The 21,448-nt window shown below is 75.5% G+C and carries 22 protein-coding genes; 9 read left to right on the top strand and 13 right to left on the bottom strand.

Annotation, left to right across the window (positions count from 1 at the left end; genetic code table 11):
- Window positions 1-35 precede the first annotated feature (35 nt).
- Both ABDB74_RS13475 and ABDB74_RS13470 read left to right on the top strand, forming a co-directional pair.
- Window positions 36-461, top strand: coding sequence for a hypothetical protein (locus ABDB74_RS13475; protein WP_346619144.1), 426 nt, complete (start codon window positions 36-38; stop codon window positions 459-461).
- Between the two features lie 61 nt (window positions 462-522).
- Entirely contained in the window at window positions 523-1,425 is a 903-nt protein-coding gene (locus ABDB74_RS13470; RefSeq protein ID WP_346619142.1) for an SDR family NAD(P)-dependent oxidoreductase, read from the top strand.
- A gap of 19 nt (window positions 1,426-1,444) precedes the next feature.
- Here ABDB74_RS13470 and ABDB74_RS13465 read toward each other — a convergent pair whose 3' ends face one another.
- Both ABDB74_RS13465 and ABDB74_RS13460 read right to left on the bottom strand, forming a co-directional pair.
- Window positions 1,445-2,161, bottom strand: a complete 717-nt coding sequence (locus ABDB74_RS13465) for a response regulator (RefSeq protein WP_346619141.1) — start codon at window positions 2,159-2,161, stop codon at window positions 1,445-1,447.
- The gene (locus tag ABDB74_RS13460) at window positions 2,158-3,753 is read right to left on the bottom strand and encodes a sensor histidine kinase (protein ID WP_346619140.1); all 1,596 of its coding nucleotides are present in this window, start codon (window positions 3,751-3,753) and stop codon (window positions 2,158-2,160) included. The genes ABDB74_RS13465 and ABDB74_RS13460 overlap by 4 nt, the downstream gene beginning before the upstream one ends.
- 195 nt (window positions 3,754-3,948) lie before the next feature.
- On the opposite strand from ABDB74_RS13460, the gene ABDB74_RS13455 reads away from it, so the two are divergent.
- The 4 genes from ABDB74_RS13455 to ABDB74_RS13440 are packed head-to-tail and all read left to right on the top strand — an operon-like array spanning window position 3,949 to window position 7,424.
- A complete protein-coding gene (locus ABDB74_RS13455; protein WP_346619138.1) occupies window positions 3,949-4,935 on the top strand; it encodes a tripartite tricarboxylate transporter substrate-binding protein in 987 nt (328 codons plus the stop codon).
- Entirely contained in the window at window positions 4,932-5,483 is a 552-nt protein-coding gene (locus ABDB74_RS13450) for a tripartite tricarboxylate transporter TctB family protein (RefSeq protein WP_346619137.1), read from the top strand. The genes ABDB74_RS13455 and ABDB74_RS13450 overlap by 4 nt, the downstream gene beginning before the upstream one ends.
- On the top strand, window positions 5,476-7,017 hold the full coding sequence (locus ABDB74_RS13445; protein ID WP_346619136.1) for a tripartite tricarboxylate transporter permease: 1,542 nt from the start codon (window positions 5,476-5,478) through the stop codon (window positions 7,015-7,017). Before ABDB74_RS13450 ends, ABDB74_RS13445 begins: the two co-directional genes overlap by 8 nt.
- A complete protein-coding gene (locus tag ABDB74_RS13440) occupies window positions 7,014-7,424 on the top strand; it encodes a universal stress protein (RefSeq protein ID WP_346619135.1) in 411 nt (136 codons plus the stop codon). Before ABDB74_RS13445 ends, ABDB74_RS13440 begins: the two co-directional genes overlap by 4 nt.
- Before the next feature lie 12 nt (window positions 7,425-7,436).
- On the opposite strand, the gene ABDB74_RS13435 is transcribed toward ABDB74_RS13440, so the two are convergent.
- Window positions 7,437-7,670, bottom strand: coding sequence for a hypothetical protein (locus tag ABDB74_RS13435; protein WP_346619134.1), 234 nt, complete (start codon window positions 7,668-7,670; stop codon window positions 7,437-7,439).
- A 19-nt stretch (window positions 7,671-7,689) separates the two neighbouring features.
- Here ABDB74_RS13435 and ABDB74_RS13430 point away from each other — a divergent pair, with 19 nt between their 5' ends.
- Window positions 7,690-8,319, top strand: coding sequence for a hypothetical protein (locus tag ABDB74_RS13430; protein WP_346619133.1), 630 nt, complete (start codon window positions 7,690-7,692; stop codon window positions 8,317-8,319).
- A gap of 252 nt (window positions 8,320-8,571) precedes the next feature.
- Here ABDB74_RS13430 and cydC read toward each other — a convergent pair whose 3' ends face one another.
- Genes cydC through ABDB74_RS13415 form a run of 3 tightly spaced genes read right to left on the bottom strand, consistent with a single transcriptional unit; the run spans window position 8,572 to window position 14,647 of the window.
- Window positions 8,572-11,985: a thiol reductant ABC exporter subunit CydC gene (cydC, locus tag ABDB74_RS13425; RefSeq protein ID WP_346619132.1), complete on the bottom strand. Its 3,414-nt coding sequence runs from the start codon at window positions 11,983-11,985 to the stop codon at window positions 8,572-8,574.
- Window positions 11,982-13,025, bottom strand: coding sequence for a cytochrome d ubiquinol oxidase subunit II (cydB, locus tag ABDB74_RS13420; protein ID WP_346619131.1), 1,044 nt, complete (start codon window positions 13,023-13,025; stop codon window positions 11,982-11,984). The genes cydC and cydB overlap by 4 nt, the downstream gene beginning before the upstream one ends.
- A 44-nt stretch (window positions 13,026-13,069) precedes the next feature.
- A complete protein-coding gene (locus tag ABDB74_RS13415) occupies window positions 13,070-14,647 on the bottom strand; it encodes a cytochrome ubiquinol oxidase subunit I (RefSeq protein ID WP_346619130.1) in 1,578 nt (525 codons plus the stop codon).
- A 100-nt stretch (window positions 14,648-14,747) separates the two neighbouring features.
- On the opposite strand from ABDB74_RS13415, the gene ABDB74_RS13410 reads away from it, so the two are divergent.
- Entirely contained in the window at window positions 14,748-15,146 is a 399-nt protein-coding gene (locus ABDB74_RS13410) for a BlaI/MecI/CopY family transcriptional regulator (protein WP_346619129.1), read from the top strand.
- 17 nt (window positions 15,147-15,163) lie between these two features.
- Window positions 15,164-16,093 (top strand): M56 family metallopeptidase, encoded by a 930-nt coding sequence (locus ABDB74_RS13405; protein ID WP_346619128.1) that lies wholly within the window; start codon window positions 15,164-15,166, stop codon window positions 16,091-16,093.
- Here ABDB74_RS13405 and ABDB74_RS13400 read toward each other — a convergent pair.
- The 7 genes from ABDB74_RS13400 to ABDB74_RS13370 form a co-directional block, all read right to left on the bottom strand.
- The gene (locus tag ABDB74_RS13400; protein WP_346619127.1) at window positions 16,079-16,471 is read right to left on the bottom strand and encodes a hypothetical protein; all 393 of its coding nucleotides are present in this window, start codon (window positions 16,469-16,471) and stop codon (window positions 16,079-16,081) included. The two genes, ABDB74_RS13405 and ABDB74_RS13400, sit on opposite strands and share 15 nt — an antisense overlap.
- A 114-nt stretch (window positions 16,472-16,585) precedes the next feature.
- Window positions 16,586-18,919, bottom strand: a complete 2,334-nt coding sequence (locus tag ABDB74_RS13395; protein WP_346619126.1) for a heavy metal translocating P-type ATPase — start codon at window positions 18,917-18,919, stop codon at window positions 16,586-16,588.
- 2 nt (window positions 18,920-18,921) lie between these two features.
- Window positions 18,922-19,875: a hypothetical protein gene (locus ABDB74_RS13390; protein ID WP_346619124.1), complete on the bottom strand. Its 954-nt coding sequence runs from the start codon at window positions 19,873-19,875 to the stop codon at window positions 18,922-18,924.
- A gap of 13 nt (window positions 19,876-19,888) precedes the next feature.
- Window positions 19,889-20,101 (bottom strand): heavy-metal-associated domain-containing protein, encoded by a 213-nt coding sequence (locus tag ABDB74_RS13385; protein ID WP_346619123.1) that lies wholly within the window; start codon window positions 20,099-20,101, stop codon window positions 19,889-19,891.
- A 27-nt stretch (window positions 20,102-20,128) separates the two neighbouring features.
- Entirely contained in the window at window positions 20,129-20,398 is a 270-nt protein-coding gene (locus tag ABDB74_RS13380; protein ID WP_209313698.1) for a metal-sensitive transcriptional regulator, read from the bottom strand.
- Between the two features lie 106 nt (window positions 20,399-20,504).
- Window positions 20,505-20,843, bottom strand: a complete 339-nt coding sequence (locus ABDB74_RS13375) for a MerR family transcriptional regulator (RefSeq protein WP_346619121.1) — start codon at window positions 20,841-20,843, stop codon at window positions 20,505-20,507.
- A 110-nt stretch (window positions 20,844-20,953) separates the two neighbouring features.
- Window positions 20,954-21,439, bottom strand: a complete 486-nt coding sequence (locus ABDB74_RS13370) for an Hsp20/alpha crystallin family protein (protein WP_346619119.1) — start codon at window positions 21,437-21,439, stop codon at window positions 20,954-20,956.
- Window positions 21,440-21,448: the final 9 nt, after the last annotated feature.

The raw sequence follows: 21,448 nt of genomic DNA, 5'->3' as shown, positions 1-21,448 counted from the left end.
CCGGAGCGTAGGAGCGGATCGATGAGGAGAACAGGATGAGCGTGCTGGTGGTCGACGTCGCGAACGTGATGGGGAGCCGGCCCGACGGCTGGTGGCGGGACCGGGCCGGGGCGGCCACCCGGCTGCTGGACCAGCTGGCCGCGCTGCCCGGCACCACGATCGAGGGGCCGGACGGCACGCCGGTGTCCGTTGCCGGGGTGGTCGCCGTCGTCGAGGGGGCGGCGAAGAAAGCGGCCCCGGACGACGGCACGCCGGAGGGGCTGCGGGTGGTGCAGGCGCCGGGGAGCGGGGACGACGCCCTCGTCGACGAGGTCGCCGGTCTCGCCGCGGACGGGACCGACCTGCTCGTGGTCACCGCCGACCGCGGGCTGCGGGCGCGGCTGCCCGAGGAGGCCGGCATCGCCGGGCCGGGATGGTTGCGGGACCGGCTCGACGGCATGGCCGAGGAGGCGACCGGGTAGTCCACGACCGACATCGGGCCGGGCCTCCCGCGCCGTCCCGTCCTGCTCGTGAGGAGAGTTCGTGCCGATCCCCGAGGACAGCGGACGCCCGCTCACCGCCCTGGTCACCGGCGCCTCCAGCGGCATCGGGCGGGCCACGGCCGTCCAGCTGGGCGAGCGCGGTGCCCGGGTCGTCCTGGTCGCCCGCGGCCGGGAGTCGCTGGAGGCCGCGGCCGACGAGGTCCGGGCCGCCGGCGCGACCGCGGTCACCGTCTGCCCCGCCGACGTGCTCGACGAGGACGCCGTCGGCGCGGTCGTCGCCGCCACGGTCGCCGAGCACGGCCGGCTCGACGTCGTCGTCCACGCCGCGCAGGTGATGGCCTACGGGCGCATCGAGGACGTGCCGAAGGAGGTCTACGAGCGAGTCGTTGACACCTCGCTGCACGGCACCGCCACGGTGGCCCGGCACGTCCTCCCCGTGTTCCGTCGCCAGCACGCCGGGCACCTGGTCATCGTGAACTCGCTGCTCGGCAACGTCACCACCCCGGTGCTGGGCAGCTACGCCGTCGCGAAGTGGGGGCAGCTCGCGCTGGCGCGGGTGCTGCAGCAGGAGACCCGGGACGAGCCGGGCATCTCCGTCTCGATCGTGCAGCCGGGCGGCGTCAACACGCCCATCTACTCCCAGGCCGCCTCGTGGGCCGGCACCACCGGCCGGCCCCCACCGCCGGCGTACTCGCCGCAGCGGGTGGCCCGGCGGGTGCTCGCGACCCTCGACAGCCCGCGCCGCGTCGTGCAGGCGGGGCTGCTCAACCCGCTGATCACCGCCGGGTTCCGGCTGCTGCCCGGGGTCTACGACGTCCTCGTCGAGCCGCTGCTGCGGCGGCTCGCGCTCGCCGCCGACGCCCCGACCGGCCCGACGGAGGGCAACGTCTTCCGGTCCAACCCCGACGGCAACGCCACCGAGGGGCGCTGGCGCAGCATCTGAGGCGGATCCGGGCGGGCGCTCATCCCACCCAGCGGTAGCCGTTCTCCGGCCGCCCGGTGCCGCCGTACCGCGGGAAGACCGCGGCCCGGCCGGTGCGCTCCAGGTGCTCGAGGTACCGGCGGGCGCTGACGCGGGCCAGGCCGCAGCGTTCCGCCACCTCGCCGGCGGACAGGTCCCGGGTGGGGTCGCTGCGCAGCGCGCGGGCCACGGCCTCGAGCGTGCGCGGGGAGAGCCCCTTCGGCAGGTCGGTGACCGCCCCCGGGCCGCCGGCGCGGCGGCGGCCGGCCAGCATCCGGTCCACGTCGCTCTGCTCCAGCGCCCCGGAGTCCTCGGCGCTGCGCCGCAGGAGCTCGGCACGGTGGGAGCGGTAGACCTCCAGCCGTTCCCGGAACGTGGCCAGGGAGAACGGCTTGACCAGGTAGTCGACGACGCCGCCGGCCATCGCCTGCCGGACGGTCTCGACCTCCCGCGCCGCCGTGATCGCCAGGACGTCGGGCTGCGGCCCCGGTGCCGACCGGATCCTCCGGAGCACCTCGATGCCGGAGATGTCGGGCAGGTAGACGTCGAGGAGCAGCAGGTCCGGCCGCAGTACGCGCACGGCCTCCACCGCCTGCACCCCGCGGTGCACCTCGCCCACCACCTCGAACCCCGGGAGGGACTCCACGTACCCGCGGTGCACCGAGGCGACGGCGAAGTCGTCGTCCACCACGAGGACGCGCACCGGCGCCCCGCTCACGGAGCCACCAGCGCGCCCGGTGCGGCCTCCGCCGCGCGGGGCAGCCGCACCACGACGCGGGCGCCGCCGGCGGGGGAGTCGGTGACCGTCGCCGTCCCGTTGCGGCGGGTCGCGATGCGGGCGACCAGGGCCAGCCCGATGCCGCGGCCGTGGTTGCCGTCCGGCCGGCCCTTGCTCGTCACGCCCACGTCGAACACCCGGGACCGCTCGGCGGGCGCGACCCCGGGGCCGTCGTCGTCCACCTGCACCAGCACGGTCCCGTCGTCCTCCTGGCGCACGAGCACGTGCACCTCCCCGCCGGAGCCGGTGGCGTCGATCGCGTTGTCGACCAGGTTGCCGAGCACGGTGACGACGTCGTCGCCGAGCTCGGCCGGCAGCCGGCTGCCGGAGTCGAGCACCAGCCGGACGCCCTGCTCCCGGGCCACCGCCGCCTTGGCCAGCAGGAGGGCGCTCACGCCGGGATCGGCGACGACGGTCAGCGGGGCGCCGCCGAGCAGCCGGCCCCCGCCGAGACGCTCGATGAAGGCGACCGCGTCGTCCGGCCGGTCGAGCTCGATCAGCCCCTGGACGACGTGCAGCTGGTTGCTGAACTCGTGCGCCTGCGCCCGCAGCGTGTTGGTCAGGTTCCGCTGGCCGTCGAGCTCGCGCATCGCGTCGAACAGCTCCGTGCGGTCGCGCAGGGTGAGCACCTCGGCGATCCGGCGGCCACCGACCACGGCGGGGGTGCGGTTGGCGACGAGCAGGCGCTCGCCGGAGAGGACGAGCTCGTCGGTGACCCGCCGGTGGCCGAGGACGAGCGGGAGCATCGCGGAGTCGAGGACGTCGGCGGCCGGCCGGCCGGCGACGTCGGCGGGGAGGTCGAGCAGCCGGGACGCCTCGTCGTTGACCAGGACGACCCGCCCCTTCTCGTCGACGGCCACGAGCCCCTCCCGGATGCCGTGCAGCATCGCCTCCCGCGTCTCCAGCAGCCGGGCGATCTCCTCGGGCTCCAGGCCGAAGATGCGGCGGCGCAGCAGGCGGACGACGAGCACCGACCCCAGTGCGCCGACCATCGCCGCACCGCCGAGCCAGGCCACGAGGACGGGGGCCTCGCGGCCGAACTCGGCCGCGAGCTGGCTCTCCAGGATGCCGACCGACACGGCGCCGATCACCTCGCCGTCCGGGGCACGGACCGGCACCTTCGCGCGCAGCGACTCCCCGAGCGTGCCGGTCTCGGTGCCGACGAACACCTCGCCGGCCAGGGTCGAGCTGGGGTCGGTCGACACCCGTTCCCCCACGCGGCCGGGATCGGGGTGCGAGAACCGGATACCGGACCGGTCGGTGATGACGACGAAGGTCACCGCCGAGGCCTCGCGGATCAGCTCCGCGAGCGGCTGCAGCGTCTCGCTGGGATCGGGGGTGCCGTAGGCGTCGACCACGCTGGGCAGCCGGGCGGTGCTGTTGGCGACCGTGAGCACCTGCTGGCGGTAGGCGTCCCGGATCCGCTCCTGCTGGTAGTGCACGGCGACGGCGCCGGCCAGGAGGAGCGTCACCAGCACGATGCCGACCTGCAGCAGGAGGAGCTGGGCTCCCAGGGTCATGGTCCGGCGCACCGCTCCATTGTCACCGCCGGGGGACCCGATGTGACTGCGACCACAACGACCAATACGACCGCTACGACCGCAGGATGTGCCCGCCGCGCGGGCGCTCCTAGCGTCCCTCGCACCACGAGCCGCACCGGCTCCGGGACGAGGAGGTCCTCCATGACAGTCACCCATCGCGCGGTCCACCGGCCGGTTCGCCGGCGCGTGCGTTCGGCATCCGTCGCGGTCGCGACCGCCGTGGCGGTCGGCCTGACCGGCTGCGGCAGCGACGGCGGCGGCGGGGGTGGCGCCGGGGGAGGCGCCGACCGCATCAACCGGCTCGCGGTCATGGCCCCGGCGGACCCCGGCGGCGGGTGGGACCAGACCGCCCGGGCCATCGCGGCGTCGCTCGAGGAGGAGGAGCTGGTCGGCAGCACCCGCGTGACCAACGTGGGCGGCGCCGGCGGCACCGTCGGCCTCGCGGAGCTCGCCAACGAGCGCAGCGAGGACTTCCTCATGGTGATGGGGCTGGTCATGGTCGGCGCCGTCGAGACCAACCAGTCGCAGGCGACGCTGGACGACGTCACGCCGATCGCCCGGCTCACCACGGAGGACGAGATCATCGTCGTCCCGGCGGGCTCGCCGTTCCAGACGGTCGACGACCTGGTCGAGGCCGTCCGCGCCGAGGGCCGCGGCGTCTCCATCGCCGGTGGCTCGGCCGGCGGCACCGACCACATCGCGGCCGGGCTGCTCTTCCAGGCCGCCGACCTCCCGATCGAGGACCTGAACTACGTGGCGTTCTCCGGCGGCGGCGAGTCGCTGGCCGCGCTGCTGGGCGGCCAGGTCGACGCCGGCATCTCGGGTGTCGGTGAGTACGCCCAGCAGATCGAGGCAGGGGAACTGCGGCCCCTGGCGGTGACCGGGTCCGACCCGGTGGAGGGCATCGACGCACCCACCCTCACCGAGGCCGGCTACGACGTGGAGCTGACCAACTGGCGGGGCGTCGTCGCGCCGCCGAACATCTCGGACGAGGCGCGGGAGCGGCTGCTCGCCGTGGTGGCGGAGATGCAGGAGTCCGAGTCCTGGCAGAACGAGCTCGAGGAGCGCGGCTGGGAGGACGCCTACCTCGCGGGTGACGAGTTCGAGGCCTTCCTCGAGGAGGAGCGCCAGCGCGTCCGTGGCGTGCTGGAGGACATCGGGCTCGTCTCGTGAGCACCGCGTCCGGCTCCGGCGCCGCCCCGGACGGGGTGGCGCCGGAGCAGGGCCCCGCCCGGAGCTGGTCCTGGGGCGAGGCCGCCATCGCCGCGGGGCTGTTCGCCGTGGGGGTGTTCACCCTGGTGGAGACGACGACCATCACCGTCCCGGGCTCGGCCAACGTGCTGGGGCCGCGGGCCTTCCCCTACGCGGTCGGCGTGCTGCTGATCGGCGCGTCCCTGGCGCTGGCGGTCAGCGTGGCGCGTGGGCGGCACGGCTCCGCCGAGGAGGGGGAGGACGTCGACGCCCGGGCGCGCACCGACTGGGTGACCGTCGCCAAGCTGGTCGCCTCGTTCGCGGCCCTGGTCCTGCTGATCGAGCCCCTGGGCTGGCCCATCGCCGCCACCCTGCTGTTCGCGGGCACGGCGTGGGCCCTGGGCGCACGCATCGTCCGCGCGGCCGTCGTCGGCGCCGTCCTCAACGTCGCCGTCCACGTGCTGTTCGTGCAGGTCCTCGGGCTGTTCCTGCCCGCGGGGCCGCTGGAGGGGGTGCCCTTCTTTGGGTGACATCGGCCTGCTGCTGGAAGGCTTCGCGGCCGTCCTCCAGCCGCTCTACCTGCTGTACGCGCTGGTCGGCGTCACGGTGGGCACCGCCGTCGGCGTGCTGCCCGGCCTCGGCCCGGCCATGACCGTGGCCCTGCTCCTGCCGCTGACCTACAGCCTGGAGCCCGCCGCCGCCCTGATCCTGTTCGCCGGCATCTACTACGGCGGCATGTACGGCGGTTCCACGACGTCGATCCTGCTGAACACCCCCGGCGAGGCGGCGTCGATCGTCACCGCGCTGGAGGGCAACGCCATGGCCCGGGCCGGGCGGGGGGCGTCGGCGCTGGCGACGGCGGCGATCGGCTCGTTCGTCGCCGGCACCATCGCCACGATCGCGCTCACCTTCCTGGCCCCGCTCGTGGCCGACCTCGCCGTCCAGCTCGGCCCGCAGGACTTCGTGGCGCTCACGGTGCTGGCCTTCCTCACCGTGGCGGCGATGTTCGGCGCCTCGCCGGCGCGCGGGATCGCCGCGCTGGCGGTCGGGCTGCTCCTGGCGATGGTCGGCACCGATTCGCTCACCGGGCAGCAGCGCTTCACCTTCGGGCTGCCGGCCCTCGCCGACGGCATCGACGTCGTGGTGGTGGCGGTCGGCATCTTCGCCGTCGGCGAGGCGCTCTACGTGGCCTCCCGGATGCGGAAGGGGCCGCTGCCCCTGGTGCCGGTGGGCGGCAGCTGGATGAACCGCGAGGACTTCCGGCGGTCGTGGAAGCCGTGGCTGCGCGGCGCCGCGGTCGGGTTCCCCATCGGCACCATCCCGGCCGGTGGTGCGGACGTCGCGACGTTCCTCTCCTACTCGATGGAGCGGAAGCTCTCCAAGCGGAAGGAGGAGTTCGGCCACGGCGCGATCGAGGGCGTGGCCGGCCCGGAGTCGGCGAACAACGCGGCGGCCGCCGGGGTGCTGGTGCCGCTGCTGACCCTGGGCCTGCCGACCTCGGCGACGGCCGCGATCATCATCGTGGCCTTCCAGAGCTACGGCATCCAGCCCGGTCCGCTGCTCTTCGAGCAGGAGGCGCCGCTGGTGTGGACGCTGATCGCCAGCCTCTACATCGGCAACCTGCTGCTGCTGGTGCTCAACCTGCCGCTGGTGGGGGTCTGGGTGAAGCTGCTGCAGATCCCGCGCCCCTACCTGTACGCCGGGATCCTCACCTTCGCCGCGCTGGGCAGCTACGCGGTGGGTGCCTCGACCGCGGACATGATCCTGCTGTTCCTCGTGGGCGTGCTCGGCTGGGGGATGCGGCAGTTCGGCTTCCCGGTGGCGCCGGCGGTCGTCGGCCTCATCCTCGGGCCGATCGCCGAGGAGCAGCTGCGCCGCACGCTGGCGATCAGCCAGGGCGATCCCACGGCGCTGGTCACCAGCCCGTTCGCCGCCGTCGTCTACACCCTGCTCCTCGTCTTCCTCGCCGCCGGCATCTACCTCAGGCGCCGGCAGTCGCGGATCGAGGCGGAGCTCAACCAGTCCCGGACCGAGTCCGCGGCACCAGGAGGGAACCGTTCGTGACCATCGTCGTGGGGTACGTCCCCAAGCCCGAGGGGCGCGCCGCGCTGCGCGCGGCGGTCGAGGAGGCCGACCTGCGCAACCAGCCGCTGCACGTGATCAACACGTCGCGGGGGGAGGCCTACGTCGACCAGTCCTTCGCCTCGCCCGAGGACCTGGCCGAGGTCCGGCGGCTGCTGGAGGAGTCCGGCGTCCCGTTCGAGCTCGAGCAGCGCGTCGGCGGCCGCGACGGGGCCGAGGAGGTGGTCGCGGCGGCGGACCGGCTCGGCGCGTCGCTGATCGTGATCGGGCTCCGGCGGCGGACGCCGACCGGCAAGCTGATCTTCGGCAGCGACGCGCAGCGGATCCTGCTCGACGCCGGCTGCCAGGTACTGGCGGTCAAGGCGGGGGAGGCGGACGGCCGCGGGTGACCGTGCGGCCGCTCAGCGGCGGCGCAGGACGCGGGCCAGGCGGTGGGTCCGGCCCGCGGTGAGCTCGGCGGCGGTCGCCGGGGCCGGGGCGACCGGCTCGGGGGCCGCCGCCGCGCGCTCGTGCAGCCGCGCCCGCACGTCGTCGGGGGTGTAGGCCCGGCGCTGCCGCTCGTCGCGGGCGAGCACGACACCGCCGGCGGTGACTCCCGCGAGCCCGGCCAGTCCCAAGAGCTTCCAGAGGCGCACGTCCGTAACGTAGCGGCCCGTGCCCGATCTCTTCCTGGACGCCGCGGTCGACCTGACCCGCACCGGCGACGTCTGGGTCTTCCGCGGCCCGTCGCTGGCCGACCGTGCCATCCGCGCGCTGACCAACGCGCCGGTGAACCACGTCGGCATGGCGGTCGTCCTGGAGGACCTGCCGCCGCTGCTGTGGCACGCCGAGCTCGGGAGATCGCTGCCCGACGCCTGGAGCGGCACCCACCAGCGGGGCGTCCAGCTGCACGACCTGCGCGACGCGGTGCTCACCTGGCGGCAGCGCTACGGCCAGCGGGCCTGGCTGCGGCAGCTGGTCGGCCCGGCGGAGGACGGCGGGGTGACCCCGGCCATGGAGGACGCCGTGCTGCGCACGATCGCCCGGCTGGACGGGCGGCCGTTCCCGACCACCCGCGGGCTGGTGCGTGGATGGGTCAACGGCCGGCTGCGCCGGCAGACCGCCGCCGAGACCGTCTTCTGCGCGGAGCTGGTCGCGGCCACCTACACGGCGATGGGCCTGCTCCCCGACGGCCGCCCGCTGAACGCCTACGACCCCGGGAGCTTCTGGTCCGGTGACGATCTGCCGCTGCTCCAGGGGGCGCGGCTCGGCCCGGAGATCCCGGTCGACGTCCCGGCCGCCTGAACCGGTCTCCGCACGCCGGCCGGCGCACTCCCCGGTCGGTGCCCTGCACCACCCCGCCGGTACCCGGCCGCGTCCCGTGCCACCACCGCCTCGTCGAACGAGCGGTGCACGGTGACCCGCGGATCGGCGCCGGGATCCGGCGTCGCGATGAGGACGTGCACCGGCCTTCGCAGGGTCCGACAGAGGTGCGCTGCGCGCAGTCGGTCTCTGCCCACCTGCCGTGGGCAGAGACCGACCGACCGCAGAACCCCCTCAGGCGGTGGCGCGGGCCGCCGCCTCGCGGAGGTGCAGGACGGTGTCGCCGGGGAGCTCGAGGTCGTCGTGGGTGACGCAGACGACGACGCGGCCGGCCAGCGCCGACCGGAGGTCGCGGACGAGCGCCGCCGCCGTGGGGGCGTCGAGGTGGGCGGTGGGCTCGTCGAGCAGCACGACGTCCCGGTCGGCCAGCAGCGCCCGGGCCGCGGCCAGCCGCCGCCGCTCGCCCCCCGACAGTGCGGTCCCGCCCGCTCCGACCGGGGTGTCCAGGCCGGCGGGCAGCGTGGCGAGCAGCCCGCCCAGGCCGGTGGCGGCGAGAGCGGCCCGCATGCGCCGCTCGCCGTCGGCGCCGGCCAGCGCGCCGCGCGGCGCAGCCACCGCCAGGTTGGCCCGGACGGTCGAGGAGAACACGTGGGCCTCCTGCGGCAGCCACGCCATCCGGCCCCGCAGGTCCGCGCCGGTGAACTCGCCGGCCGCGGCGCCGTCCACCGTGTAGCGGCCGGTCCGGGGGCGCAGCGCGGCCATCAGCACGGCGAGGAAGGTCGACTTGCCGGCGCCCGAGGGGCCGCGCACCACCAGCCAGCCGTCCCCGGCGCGGGCGGAGGCGTCCACGCCCCGCAGCACGTCCGGGCCACCCGGCCAGCCGGCGGTGAGGGCCTCGGTGCGCAGCGTCGAGACGGACACCGGTGCCGGCCGCGGGTGGGCCGGGTCGGCGGCCACCGGCGTCTCGAGGACGGCGGTGAGGCGGTCCTGCGCGTCGGCCAGCGTGCCCCGCCGCTGCAGCGCGCCGACGAGGCCGGCCAGCGGCTCGACCAGCGCGAGGGGCGCCAGGGCCATCGCCGCCAGCGCCGGTCCGCGCACCCCGCCGCCCGCGGCCACGGCCGTGCCGAGGACGGCGGCCAGGCCCGTGCCGAGGGCGACCAGCCCGGTGCCCACCGCCGCGGCCCGCGCGCCCGTGGTGGCGGTGCGACCCTGCCGGGCCCCCAGGGCCGCGAGGTCCGCCCCGGTCCGGCCCGCGAGGCCGTGCGCGCGCAGGTCGGCGGCGCCTTCCAGTGCCGTCGTCGTCTCGCGCAGCGTCGCGACCCGCAGCGTGCCGGCGGCCCGGGCGGCGCCGGCGTCGAGGTGGCGGTGCGCGAGCAGGATCAGGCCGGCCGTGACGGCCAGGGTCGCGGCGATCGCACCCGCGGCGAGCAGGTCGATGAACGCGAGGGCGGCCACGGTGGCCGTGGGGACGGCGACCGCCACGAGCAGCGGGGGCCGCACCCGCACGGTGAGGTCCTGGACCAGGCCGACGTCGCCGACGACGCGGGCCAGCGCGGCGCCCGGGGTCCGGTCGGCGGCCAGGCCCTGTGCGGCCAGCGCCCGCCACACCTGCACCCGGGTGCGGGCGACCAGCCGGAGGGCGGCGTCGTGCGCGGTCATCCGCTCCACCCAGCGCAGCGCGGCGCGGGCCACGCCGAACCCGCGCACCCCGGCGGTGGCGACCAGCAGGGTGAGGACCGGAGGTGCCTCGGCCGCCCGGACGATCAGCCAGCCCGACACGGCGGTCAGCGCGACCCCGGCGCCGGCGGAGAGCGTGCCGGCCAGCACCGCGCGCCGCATGGTCCGCCGGACCGCGGCCGGGCCGGCGGCGTCGGACCCGTGGGCGGTGGACGCCGCGACCGGCGCCGGAGCGGGAACCGGAGCCGTCGACGCGGTCGCGACGGCGGGCCGGTGGGGGCTCTCGGCCGCGGAGGTCTGCGCCGGAGCCGGGAGCTCTCGGGCGCCGGGTCCCCCGGCAGGCGCGGGGAGGACCACGGTGCGGTCGGCCAGCGCGGCCAGCCGCGGATCGTGCGTGACCAGCAGCGTGGTGACCGTGCCGCGCAGCGCGGCCAGCACGTCGGCGACCAGCGCGCTCGCCTCGTCGTCGAGGTGCGCGGTCGGCTCGTCGAGCAGCAGCAGCCGGGCGCCGCGGCGGATCCGGACCAGCGCACGGGCGAGCGCGACCCGCTGCAGCTCGCCGGGGGAGAGGTCCTCCGGGGTGCGGGCGGCCAGCGCGCCGGCTCCGACGCGGGTCAGCGCCTCGCGCACGATCTCCTCGACGTCGCCGCCGTCGTCGGCCCCGGTGTCCGGAGCGGCGTGCCGGCGCAGCTCCTCGGCCACGGAGCGCCCGGTCGTCCGCGGGAACTGCGGCACGACGGCCACCGCGCCGGCCGGGACGCCGGTCACCGTGCCGGTCGCGACCGCGCCGGGAGCTAGCCCCCCGGCGAGCGCCGCCAGCAGGGTCGACTTCCCCGATCCGCTGGCGCCCGCGAGCGCGACCAGGTCACCCGGGCGCAGCACCAGGTCGGTGGGTGGCAGGGCGGGCACCGGGCGCCCGGGGTGGCGCACCGACAGCCCGCGCACGGCGACGTCGGCGCCGCGCGGGTCGTCGCCCGCATCGACACCGTCGGGCGCCACCGGAACCGGCGCAGCGAGCACCGCGCGGGCCTCGGCCGCCGCCAGCGCGGCGTCCTCGGCGGCGTGGTGCGCGCTGCCCAGGGCCCGCAGCGGTGCGAAGGCCTCCGGTGCGAGCAGCAGCGCGGTGAGCCCCACGGCCAGCGCCAGGTCACCGTGCAGCAGCCGCAGGCCGACGGTGACCGCCACCAGGGCGACCGACAGGGTGGCGATCAGCTCGAGGACCAGCGCGGAGAGGAACGCGATCCGCAGGGTGGCCAGGGTTCGGGCGCGGTGGGCCTCGCCCAGCTCGGCGAGCGCCGCGGTCTGCTCGGCGGCGCGGCCCAGGCCGACCAGCACCGGCAGTCCGCGGACCAGCTCGGCGACGTGCGCGGCGATCCGGTCGAGCGCCCGGGCCGAGTCGACGGTCGCGTCGCGCGTGTAGGTGCCCACCAGCACCATGAAGACGGGCACCAGCGGCAGCGTGACCGCGACCAGGACGGCCGACAGCAGGTCGGTCGCGGCCAGCACCACCAGCAGCGCCGGGGGCACCATCAGCGTCTGCGCCAGCGCCGGCAGGTAGCCGGCCAGCGCCGGAGCGAGGTCGTGCAGCCGGGTGGTGGCCAGCACGGCTGCCGGGCCGGTGCCGCCGGCGGCGGCCACGGCCGCCGGCGAGGCGGCGAACCGGTCCAGCAGCCGACGGCGCAGCTCGTCCTCGGCGCGGCGCGCATCGCGGGCGGCGACGGCCTCGCCGAGGGCCCCCGCGGCGGCCCGCACGGCCGCGCCGGCCGCCGCGACCAGCAGCGGCGTGGTGACCGGGCCGTCGGCGAAGCCGGTGACCCGGGCGACCGCGTGCGCCAGGCCGGCGGCCAGCAGGACGAGACCGGTGGTCTGCACCAGCGCGGCCAGCGCCGACCGGATCAACGCCCCGCGCAGCCCGGGGACGCCGGCCAGCGCGCCGAGCGGTCCGCGCCGGGCGCCGGGACGAGCACTCACGCCGGCACCTCGCCCGGGGCCGGGGCCCGGCCGGCGTCGGGTGCGTCCTCGTGCTGCGGCTCGGCGGTCAGCCGCTGGCGGAACACCCAGTAGGTCCACGCCTGGTAGGTCAGCACGATCGGCAGCCCGATACCGGCCGCCCACGTCATCACGGTGAGCGTGTAGTCGCTGACCGACGCCTCGGCGATCGTCACGTCGAAGGCGGGGTCGATCGTCGAGGGGACGACGACGGGGTAGGCCGCCCCGAAGATCGTCGCGGCCGACGACACCAGCATGACCGCCCAGCCGGCGAAGGCCTGGCCCTCCCGGTCGACCTTGATCCGTGCCCAGGTCACCAGGACGGCGAGCGCACCGACGACCCAGAGCGCCCCCGTCACCGACGTCCCGTAGCGCAGGTGCACGAGCGCGGCCCACGCGAGCAGCGGCAGCGCGGCCACCGGGGCCCAGTGCAGGGCGAAGGCCTGCGCCCGCAGCCGGACGTCGCCGTCGGTCTTCAGCGCGAGGAACAGCGCGCCGTGGACGACGGAGAACCCGCCGACCGCCGCGGCCCCGAGCAGCGCCACCCAGCCCACGCCGGAGAAGCTGCCGCCGACCCGGATGCCGTCGGCGCCGATCGGCAGCCCGAGGGTGGTGGTGGCCAGCGCGGCGCCCACCCCGAGCGCGGCGATCAGCGAGCCGGCGGTGATCACGTGCGTCCAGCTGGTGTCCCAGCGCGGGTCGTGGGACTGGTGCCGCCACTCGAAGGCCACCGCCCGCACGATCAGCCCCAGCAGGACGAGCACGAACGGCAGGTACAGCGCCGGCAGCCAGGTGGCGTACCAGCCGGGGAAGGCGGCGAACACCGCGCCGGCCGCGGTGATCAGCCACACCTCGTTGCCGTCCCACAGCGGGCCGATGCTGCGCAGCATCAGGTGCCGGTCGGCGGGCTTGCGGCCCAGCACGGGCAGGAGGGCGGCGACGCCGAAGTCGAAGCCCTCGAGCAGGAGGAAGCCGGTCCACAGCACGGCGACGGCGGCGAACCAGACGGTCTGCAGGTCCATGACGGATGTCCTCGGGTCTCTGGCGTCAGGGGAGGGATCGGGGGTCAGTAGGCGAACTGGAGGACGTCGTCGCCCGGGGTGCGCCGACCGCCGACGCCGCCGGCGTCACCGCCGGGTCCCTCGCGGCGGTCGTCGTCGGGTCCGGTGCCGACGGGGGTGGCGCTGGTGTCGCCGGAGGTGATGCCGGCGCGGATGAAGTGGGTGAGCAGACCGACCTCGATCACCGCGAGCACGCCGTAGACGAGGGTCAGCGCGATGAGCGACGTCCAGACCTCACCGGCCGTGACCCCGGGGGAGACGGCCTGGGCGGTGAAGAACCAGATCTGCTCGTCGACCGGCACGTCCGGGTTGGGGACGACGACGAACGGCTGGCGGCCCATCTCGGTGAAGATCCACCCGGCGGCGTTGGCCACGAACGGAGCACCCACGGCGGCGAGCGAGCCGTACACGCCGATCCGGGAGGTCGGCACCCGGCCGCGCCGGGTCGACCACAGGGCGTAGGCCGCCACCCCGGCCGAGACCACGCCCATCCCGATCATCAGCCGGAAGCTCCAGTAGGTGACCGCGAGCACCGGCTGGTAGTCGATCGGCTCCCCGGCCAGCGCGCCGAACCGCGACGGGTCGTCGGGGTAGGTGGCGCCGTAGACCTCGGAGTAGTCCTCCTGGAGCTGGTTGACGCCGGGGACCTCGCTGGAGAAGTCGTTGTGCGCGAGCAAGGACAGCAGCCCCGGGACGGTGATCGAGTGGACGTCGTCGCACTCGTTGGAGCCGAGCTTGCTCCAGGCGAAGATCGAGAAGGACGCGGGCGCCTCGGTCTCGCACAGCGCCTCGGCCGAGCTCATCTTCAGCGGCTGCTGCTGGTACATCAGCTTGGCCTGCCAGTCACCGGTGAGGGCGACCAGGACGAAGGCGGCCAGGGACACCCAGCCGCCGATCCGGACCGAGCGCCGCCACACCGCGTGATCGATCTCGTCGGCGGGGCGCCCGGCCAGCTTCCGCCGGCGGAGGTGCCACAGCCCGACGCCGACCAGGAGGCCGCCGGCGACCATGAGGGCGGCGACGATGGTGTGCGTGAACGCGGCCACCGCGGTGTTGTTGGTGAGCACGGCGAGGAAGTCCACCTGCACGGGGCGGCCGGTGGCGTCGTCGGCGACCACCCCGACCGGGTGCTGCATCCAGGAGTTGGCGGCGATGATGAAGTAGGCGCTGACGGTCGAGCCGATGACCGCCGCCCAGAGGGTGGCCAGGTGCACCTTCTTGGGGATCCGGCCCCAGCCGAAGATCCACAGCCCCAGGAAGGTCGACTCCAGGAAGAAGGCCAGCAGGGCCTCCAGCGCCAGCAGCGAGCCGAACACGTCGCCGACGAAGCGGGAGTACTCGCTCCAGGCCAGTCCGAACTGGAACTCCTGCACGAGCCCGGTCGCCACCCCGAGCACGAAGTTGATCAGGAAGATCTTGCCCCAGAACCGGGTCATCCGGAGCCACTCGGGCTTGTCGGTGCGCACCCACATGGTGTGCATGACCGCGACCAGGATCCCCAGCCCGATGGTCAGCGGGACCATCAGGAAGTGGTAGACGGTCGTGATGCCGAACTGCCAGCGGGCGATGTCGAGCACGTCCACCCTGGTCTCGCTTTCTCGGTCGGACGATGGGACGTACGATTTCTACGGCGCGTAGAAATTCTACGACTTGTAGAAGACTGCGCACAGCGCCGCATGGACGATGGCGTGTGAGACGTCCGACAGGGAGGGACCGTTGGCCTCACTGGGTGAGCTCGAGAGAACTGTGATGGACCGGCTGTGGGCGGCTGGTGGTCCCGTCGCCGCGGCGACCCTGCGGGACGAGCTGGCCGACCGGGGCCTCGCTCTGACCACCGTCCACACGGTGCTGACCCGGCTGGAGCAGAAGGGGTTCGTCGTCCACGACGACGGCCGGCCGCGCCGCTTCCTCCCGCGGGCCAGCCGGGAGGAGCACGCCGCGCAGGTGATGCGCGAGGTGCTCGGTCAGGCCGCGGACCGCCAGGCCGTGCTCGCCCGCTTCGTCGGCGGCGTCGACGCCGAGGAGGCGCGGATGCTGCGCGAGCTCCTCGCCGGCGGCCCGGACGGCGCGGCGCGCGCCTGACGTCCGGCGGTCTCCCGGTGCTCCCCGCCACCGCCGTCGCCCTCGCCGTCCTCGCCGCGCTGCTGGCCTGGCCGGTGCCGGCGTTGATCGCCCGGTCGCGCTGGCCCGTGCGCGATCCGGTGGTGGCGCTGGTGTGCTGGCAGGCGATCGGGCTGGCCGGCGGGTTGTCGATCATCGGCGCGCTGCTCGTCCACGGCCTGGCGCCGTGGGGGCACTCGCTGCCCGAGGCGGTCTGGTCGGTGCTCACCGGCGACTCCGCGGCCGACCCGGTGCGCGGTGACCATTGGGTGACCCTGACGCTGGCCGGCGTGCTGGCGGTCGAGCTGATCGGCGTCCTCGTGCTGTCCTGGGCGCGGATCACCCGCACCCGCCGGCGGCACCGTGCGCTGCTCGAGCTGGTGGTGCAGCCGGCACCGCAGCCGGACACGCGGCTGCTCGAGCACCCGGCCCCGGTCGCCTTCTGCATCCCGGGCGCCCGTCCGCTGCTGGTGCTCTCGTCGGGGATGGTCGCCGAACTGGACGAGGAGCAGCTCGCGGCGGTGGTCGCGCACGAGCGGGCGCACCTGGGGGAGCGCCATCACCTGCTGCTGCTGCCGTTCGTGGCGTGGAAGGCGGCCCTGCCGGTGCTGCCGGCAGCCGAGCGTGCCTACGACGCGGTCCGCGACCTGGTCGAGATGCGCGCCGACGACGTCGCGCTGCGGTCGTTGCCGGCCACCACCCCCCGGCGCACCCTGGCCGAGGCGATCGTGGCCGCGGCCGGTGGGCCCGGGGGAGGGGTCGTGCCCAGCGGTGCCCTCGCCGTCTCGGGTGCCGGGGTGCGCGCGCGGGTCGTGCGGTTGCTCGAGCCCGCCGACCCGCTGCCGACGGTCGCCCGCTGGACCGCGCTCACCTGCGCCGTCCTGCTGCTCCTGCTGCCGACGGCTCTGCTGCTGCTACCCGCGCTCTGACCCCGCCAGCCACCCTCCGGACCCCGCCAGCCACCTTCCGGCGAGCGCGTGCGCGGCGGCCAGCCCGCCCGTGACCAGCGCCGCCCCCCGGTAACGGGGCAGCGCCAGCACCGGCAGCATGCTCACCGCGTGCAGGCCGTCCATCGCGGCAGCCGGCCGGATCGTCGACGGCCCGGGGGAGGCCAGCACCGCGGCGTGCTGGGCCACCAGGCGGGCGCCGAGCACCCGGGCGATCCAGAGCCGTCGCGGCGGGAAGCGCGGGTCGAGCACCGCGGTGACCGCGGCCGGTCGCGCGAGCAAGGCCAGTCCGGCGGCGAGGCCGGCTCCGGAGAGCAGCCGGGCCACCCGTCGCCGCCCGTGGTCAGGACTGCTACTCACGGTCACACCTCCCGGGTCGTACACGCATCTGGGCACAGTCGGACTCTGCCCACCATGGTGGGCAGAGTCCGACTGTGCACGGGGTGACCCCAGGGCCCGGGCGCGGTGACCGGATCAGGCGGTCGTGCCCTCGGCCCCGGCCGGCGCGGTGGCGGGACGCCCACCGGCGACGGCCAGGGCCGCGTCCCGGTTCTCCGGCAACGGGGCGAACCCGCGCAGCCGCAGGCTGTTGGAGACGACGAACACCGAGCTGAACGCCATCGCGGCGCCGGCGATCATCGGGTTGAGCAGCCCGGCGGCGGCCAGCGGGAGGGCCGCCACGTTGTAGGCGAACGCCCAGAACAGGTTGCCCTTGATCGTCGACAGCGTCCGGCGGGAGAGCCGGATCGCATCGGCGGCCACCCGCAGGTCGCCGCGGACCAGGGTCAGGTCACCGGCCTGGATGGCGACGTCGGTGCCCGTGCCCATCGCCAGCCCGAGGTCGGCCTGGGCGAGGGCCGGCGCGTCGTTCACGCCGTCGCCCACCATGGCCACCGTCCGGCCCTCGTCCTGCAGCCGGCGCACCAGGTCGACCTTGTCCTGGGGCAGGACCTCGGCGATCACCTCGTCGATGCCGACCTGGGCGGCGACGGCGCGGGCGGCCTTCTCGTTGTCCCCGGTCAGCAGGATCGGCGTGAGCCCGAGGCCGCGGAGCTGGGCGACCGCGGTGGCCGACGTCTCCTTGACCGCGTCGGCGACCACGAGGACGCCCCGGGCGGAGCCGTCCCAGCCGACCGCGATCGCCGTGCGCCCGGCGTCCTCGGCCTCGGTGACGGCCTTCTCCAGCTCGGCCGGGAGCGGCAGCGCCCAGTCGGCCAGCAGCCGCCGCCGGCCGACCACCACCGCCGAGCCCTCGACGACGCCGTGGACGCCGAGGCCCTCGACGTTGGCGAAGTCGGCGACCGCGGGGAGGTCGCCGACCCGCTCGACCGCGCCGCGGGCCACGGCCTGCGCGATGGGGTGCTCCGACGCCGACTCCAGCGCGCCGGCCAGCCGCAGCACCTGGCCGGCGTCCTCGCCGGTGGCCGGGACGACGTCCAGCAGCGTCATGCGCCCGGTGGTCACCGTGCCGGTCTTGTCCAGGACCACGGTGTCGACCCGTCGGGTGGACTCCAGCACCTCGGGTCCCTTGATCAGGATGCCGAGCTGGGCCCCGCGGCCGGTGCCGACCATGAGCGCGGTCGGCGTGGCGAGCCCGAGCGCGCAGGGGCAGGCGATGATCAGCACCGCGACGGCGGCGGTGAAGGCGGCGGGCAGGCCCGCGCCGGTGCCGATCCAGAAGCCGAGCGTGCCGGCGGCCAGGACCAGCACGATCGGCACGAACACCCCGGAGATCCGGTCGGCGAGGCGCTGCACCTCGGCCTTGCCGTTCTGCGCGTCCTCGACCAGCCGGGCCATCTGCGCGAGCTGCGTCGCGCTGCCCACGCGGGTGGCCCGCACGACCAGCCGTCCGCCGGCGTTCACCGTGCCGCCGGTGACGACGTCCCCGGGGCGCACCTCGACGGGCACCGACTCGCCGGTGAGCATCGAGGCGTCGACGGCGGAGCTGCCCTCGGTCACCTCGCCGTCGGCGGCGATCTTCTCGCCGGGACGGACGACGAACAGGTCACCCACGCCCAGCTCTCCGACCGGGACCCGCTGCTCGGTGCCGCCGCGCAGCACCGAGACCTCCTTGGCGCCCAGCTCGAGCAGCGCGCGCAGCGCGGCACCGGCCCGGCGCTTGGACCGCGCTTCGAACCAGCGCCCCGCGAGGATGAACGTGGTCACCCCGGCGGCGGCCTCCAGGTAGATGTTGGCGGCGCCGTCGGTGCGGGCGATCGTGAGCTCGAACGGGTGGGTCATCCCCGGGATGCCCGCGGTGCCCCAGAAGAGGGCGTAGATCGACCAGCCGAGCGCGGCGAGCGTGCCGAGCGACACCAGGGTGTCCATGGTGGCGGCGCCGTGCCGCAGGTTCGTCCACGCGGCGCGGTGGAACGGCGCCCCGCCCCACACGACGACCGGCGCGGCCAGCGTCAGCGACAGCCACTGCCAGTACTCGAACTGCAGCGCCGGCACCATGGCCAGCACCACGACCGGGACGGTGAGCAGGGTCGAGACCAGCAGCCGGGTCCGCAGCGCCCGCAGCGGCGCGTCGGCCGGGTCGGCCTCGGCCTCCGCGTCGATCTCCGGCCGCGGGGGCTCGGGCAGGCGTGCGGTGTAGCCGGTCTTCTCGACGGTGGCGATCAGGTCCTCGGGGCTGACGCCGTCGGCGTAGCTGACCTTCGCCTTCTCGGTGGCGTAGTTGACCGTGGCGGTGACCCCGTCGAGCTTGTTCAGCTTCTTCTCGACGCGGTTCGCGCACGAGGCGCAGGTCATCCCGCCGATCAGCAGCTCGACGTCGGTGGTGGTCCCGCCGGGGGCGGTGGTCATGGTCAGTGCTCCTCGTCTGCGCCGGCGGAGTGCTCACCGGCGGAGTGCTCACCGGCTCGGACCGTGAACGCCGCCGTGTGCACGGCGTCGCCGTGCCGGAAGTCCAGGAACAGCCGGTAGGTGCCCGCCGAGGGCGCGGTGGTGACGAACGGGATGTGCGGACCGGGCGCGGGCGCGGCAGCGCCGTGACCGGCCGGGTGCACGTGCAGGTAGGCGAGGTCGCCGTCGCGCAGCGCGACCAGGTGCCCGTAGGCGCCCAGGTAGGGCTGCAGGTCGGTGACGGGAACACCGTCGCGGCTCACGCTCAGCGTCAGCTCCGACTCGCTGCCCGGGGCCAGCTCGCCGGTCAGGACGACGGTGTAGCCGTCGACCTCGGCGACCGCCGACGGGGCGGGCAGGGACTCGGGCTCGTAGCTGCCGGGGACCGCGAGGTCCGCGCCCAGGACGCGGTTCTCGCCGTCGGCGGCGGCGGTGAAGTCGGCGTACAGCCGCCAGCTGCCGGGGTCCAGCGCCAGTGGGGCTCGCCAGACGCCGTCGGCACCGAGCTCGGGGTGCACGTGCTGGTAGCCGGTGAGGTCCCGGCGGACGGCGACCAGGTGCAGGTCGACGTCGTGGTCGGTCTCGTACGCGGTCACCGGTCGCCCGTCGGGGCCCTGGATCTCGAAGGCGACCGGGGTGGCCGGGCCGGCCGGGGCAGTCGGCGCGGCGAGGGAGAACGTGTACCCGTCCTCGGTCACCTGGAGGCCGCCGGGGAGCTCCGCCGACGCCGCGGGCGCCGGGGTCGCGGCGTCGTGGCCGCCGTCCCCGTGCCCGCCGGACGGTGCGCGACCGGCCTCGGCGGAGTCCTCCGCCGAGGCCGGTCCGACCGGGCCGACGGCCGAGCCCACCCCCACCGCGGCGCCGAAGACGGCGACGAGGCCGACGGCGAACCCGGCGATCTTCGTCGGTGTGTTCATGGCGCCGGCCGCATCAGCGGCCGCTCACCTCGTATCCGGCCTCCTCGACGGCGGCGCGCACGGCGGTCTCGTCGACCGGCTGCTCGCTGGTGACGGTCAGGCCGCCGGTGGCGAGGTCGACCTCGACATCGGTGACACCCGGCACCTGCGAGACCTCCTCGGTCACCGAGTTGACGCAGTGCCCGCAGGTCATGCCGGCGACGGTGTAGCTGGCGGTGGTGGTCATGGTGTTCCTTTCGGAGGTGGGGAGTGATCAGGAACGGACGAGGCGGGCGATCGCCTCGGTGGCCTCGCGGACCTTCTCCTCGGCCTCGCGGCCGCCGGCCTTCGCGGCGTCCACGACGCAGTGGCTCAGGTGCTCCTCGAGCAGGCCGAGGGAGACCGCCTGCAACGCCTTCGTCATGGCGGAGACCTGGGTGAGGATGTCGATGCAGTACTTCTCGTCCTCCACCATGCGCTGCAGGCCGCGGGCCTGGCCCTCGATCCGCCGCAGGCGCTTGAGGTAGTCGTCCTTGCGGTGGATGTAGCCGTGCGCGTGGTCGTGCCCGGTGCAGGCGCCCTCGGTCGTGTCCACGTCGTCCCTCCCGGTCGGCGCCGCGGTGCGCGGCGGCACGGGCAACCATACCCCCCTAGGGTTTACCGTCAACCCCCTCCGGCTGGGCCCGGAGCTCGTCCAGGTCGGCGCGCGCCGAGGCCAGCTCGTCCTGGAGGCCGACGATCACCTCCGCCGAGGCCAGCGGGTGGCCGTCGTCGAGCAGTACCCGCACGCGGGCGGCCAGACCCAGCTGCCGGCGGGAGTAGCGGCGGTGCCCCCCGGGGGATCGGTGCGGCTGGAGGACGCCGGAGGTGTCGAGGCTGCGGAGGAAGGCGGCCTGGACGCCGAGCAGTTCCGCCGCCTGGCTCATGGTCAGGGCGGGGTACTCCGGGTCGTCCAGCCGGTGCAGCGGATCGGGGGGGACCGCGGGCATGGCGGGCGCTCCTGTCGTCGTGGGTCGTCGTCGCGGGCGGGTGGCCGGACGACGCAGGGGCCGGGCCCTGGACGGGCCCGGCCCCTGCGTTCCGGCCGGTCTGCTCGCGGTCAGCTCTCGACCGCCGGCTGCTCGCCCTCGATGGTGCGACCCTCGACGGCCGCCGGTTCGTCGGCGCGGGTGACCGTGATCTTGCGCGCCTTGGCCTTCTCCGCGACGGGGATGCTGATGGTCAGCACGCCGTCGTGGTAGCTGGCCTCCAGCCGGTCGGTGTCGAGGCTGCGGCCGAGCACCAGCTGGCGGGTGTAGCTGCCGAACGGACGCTCGGCGACGGTCCACTCCGCGTTCTCCAGCTGCGGGACGGAGCGCTCGGCGCTGACGGTGAGGGTGTTGCCCTCGACCGACAGGTCGATGGAGCCGGGGTCGACGCCGGGGAGGTCGAAGTGGGCGACGAAGTTGTCACCCACCCGGTAGGCGTCCATCGGCATCCCCGACAGCGGGCGGGCCGTGCCGGTGCCGGCCCGGCCGGTGAGCTGGTCCAGCGCGCGGAAGGCGGCGGACGTGGCGGCGAACGGGTCGTAAGCGGTCAGCATCATGGCTGGAAC

The organism is Blastococcus sp. HT6-4 (genome assembly GCF_039679125.1).
GTDB lineage: Bacteria > Actinomycetota > Actinomycetes > Mycobacteriales > Geodermatophilaceae > Blastococcus > Blastococcus montanus.
This window is presented reverse-complemented; position numbering and strand designations above follow the sequence as displayed.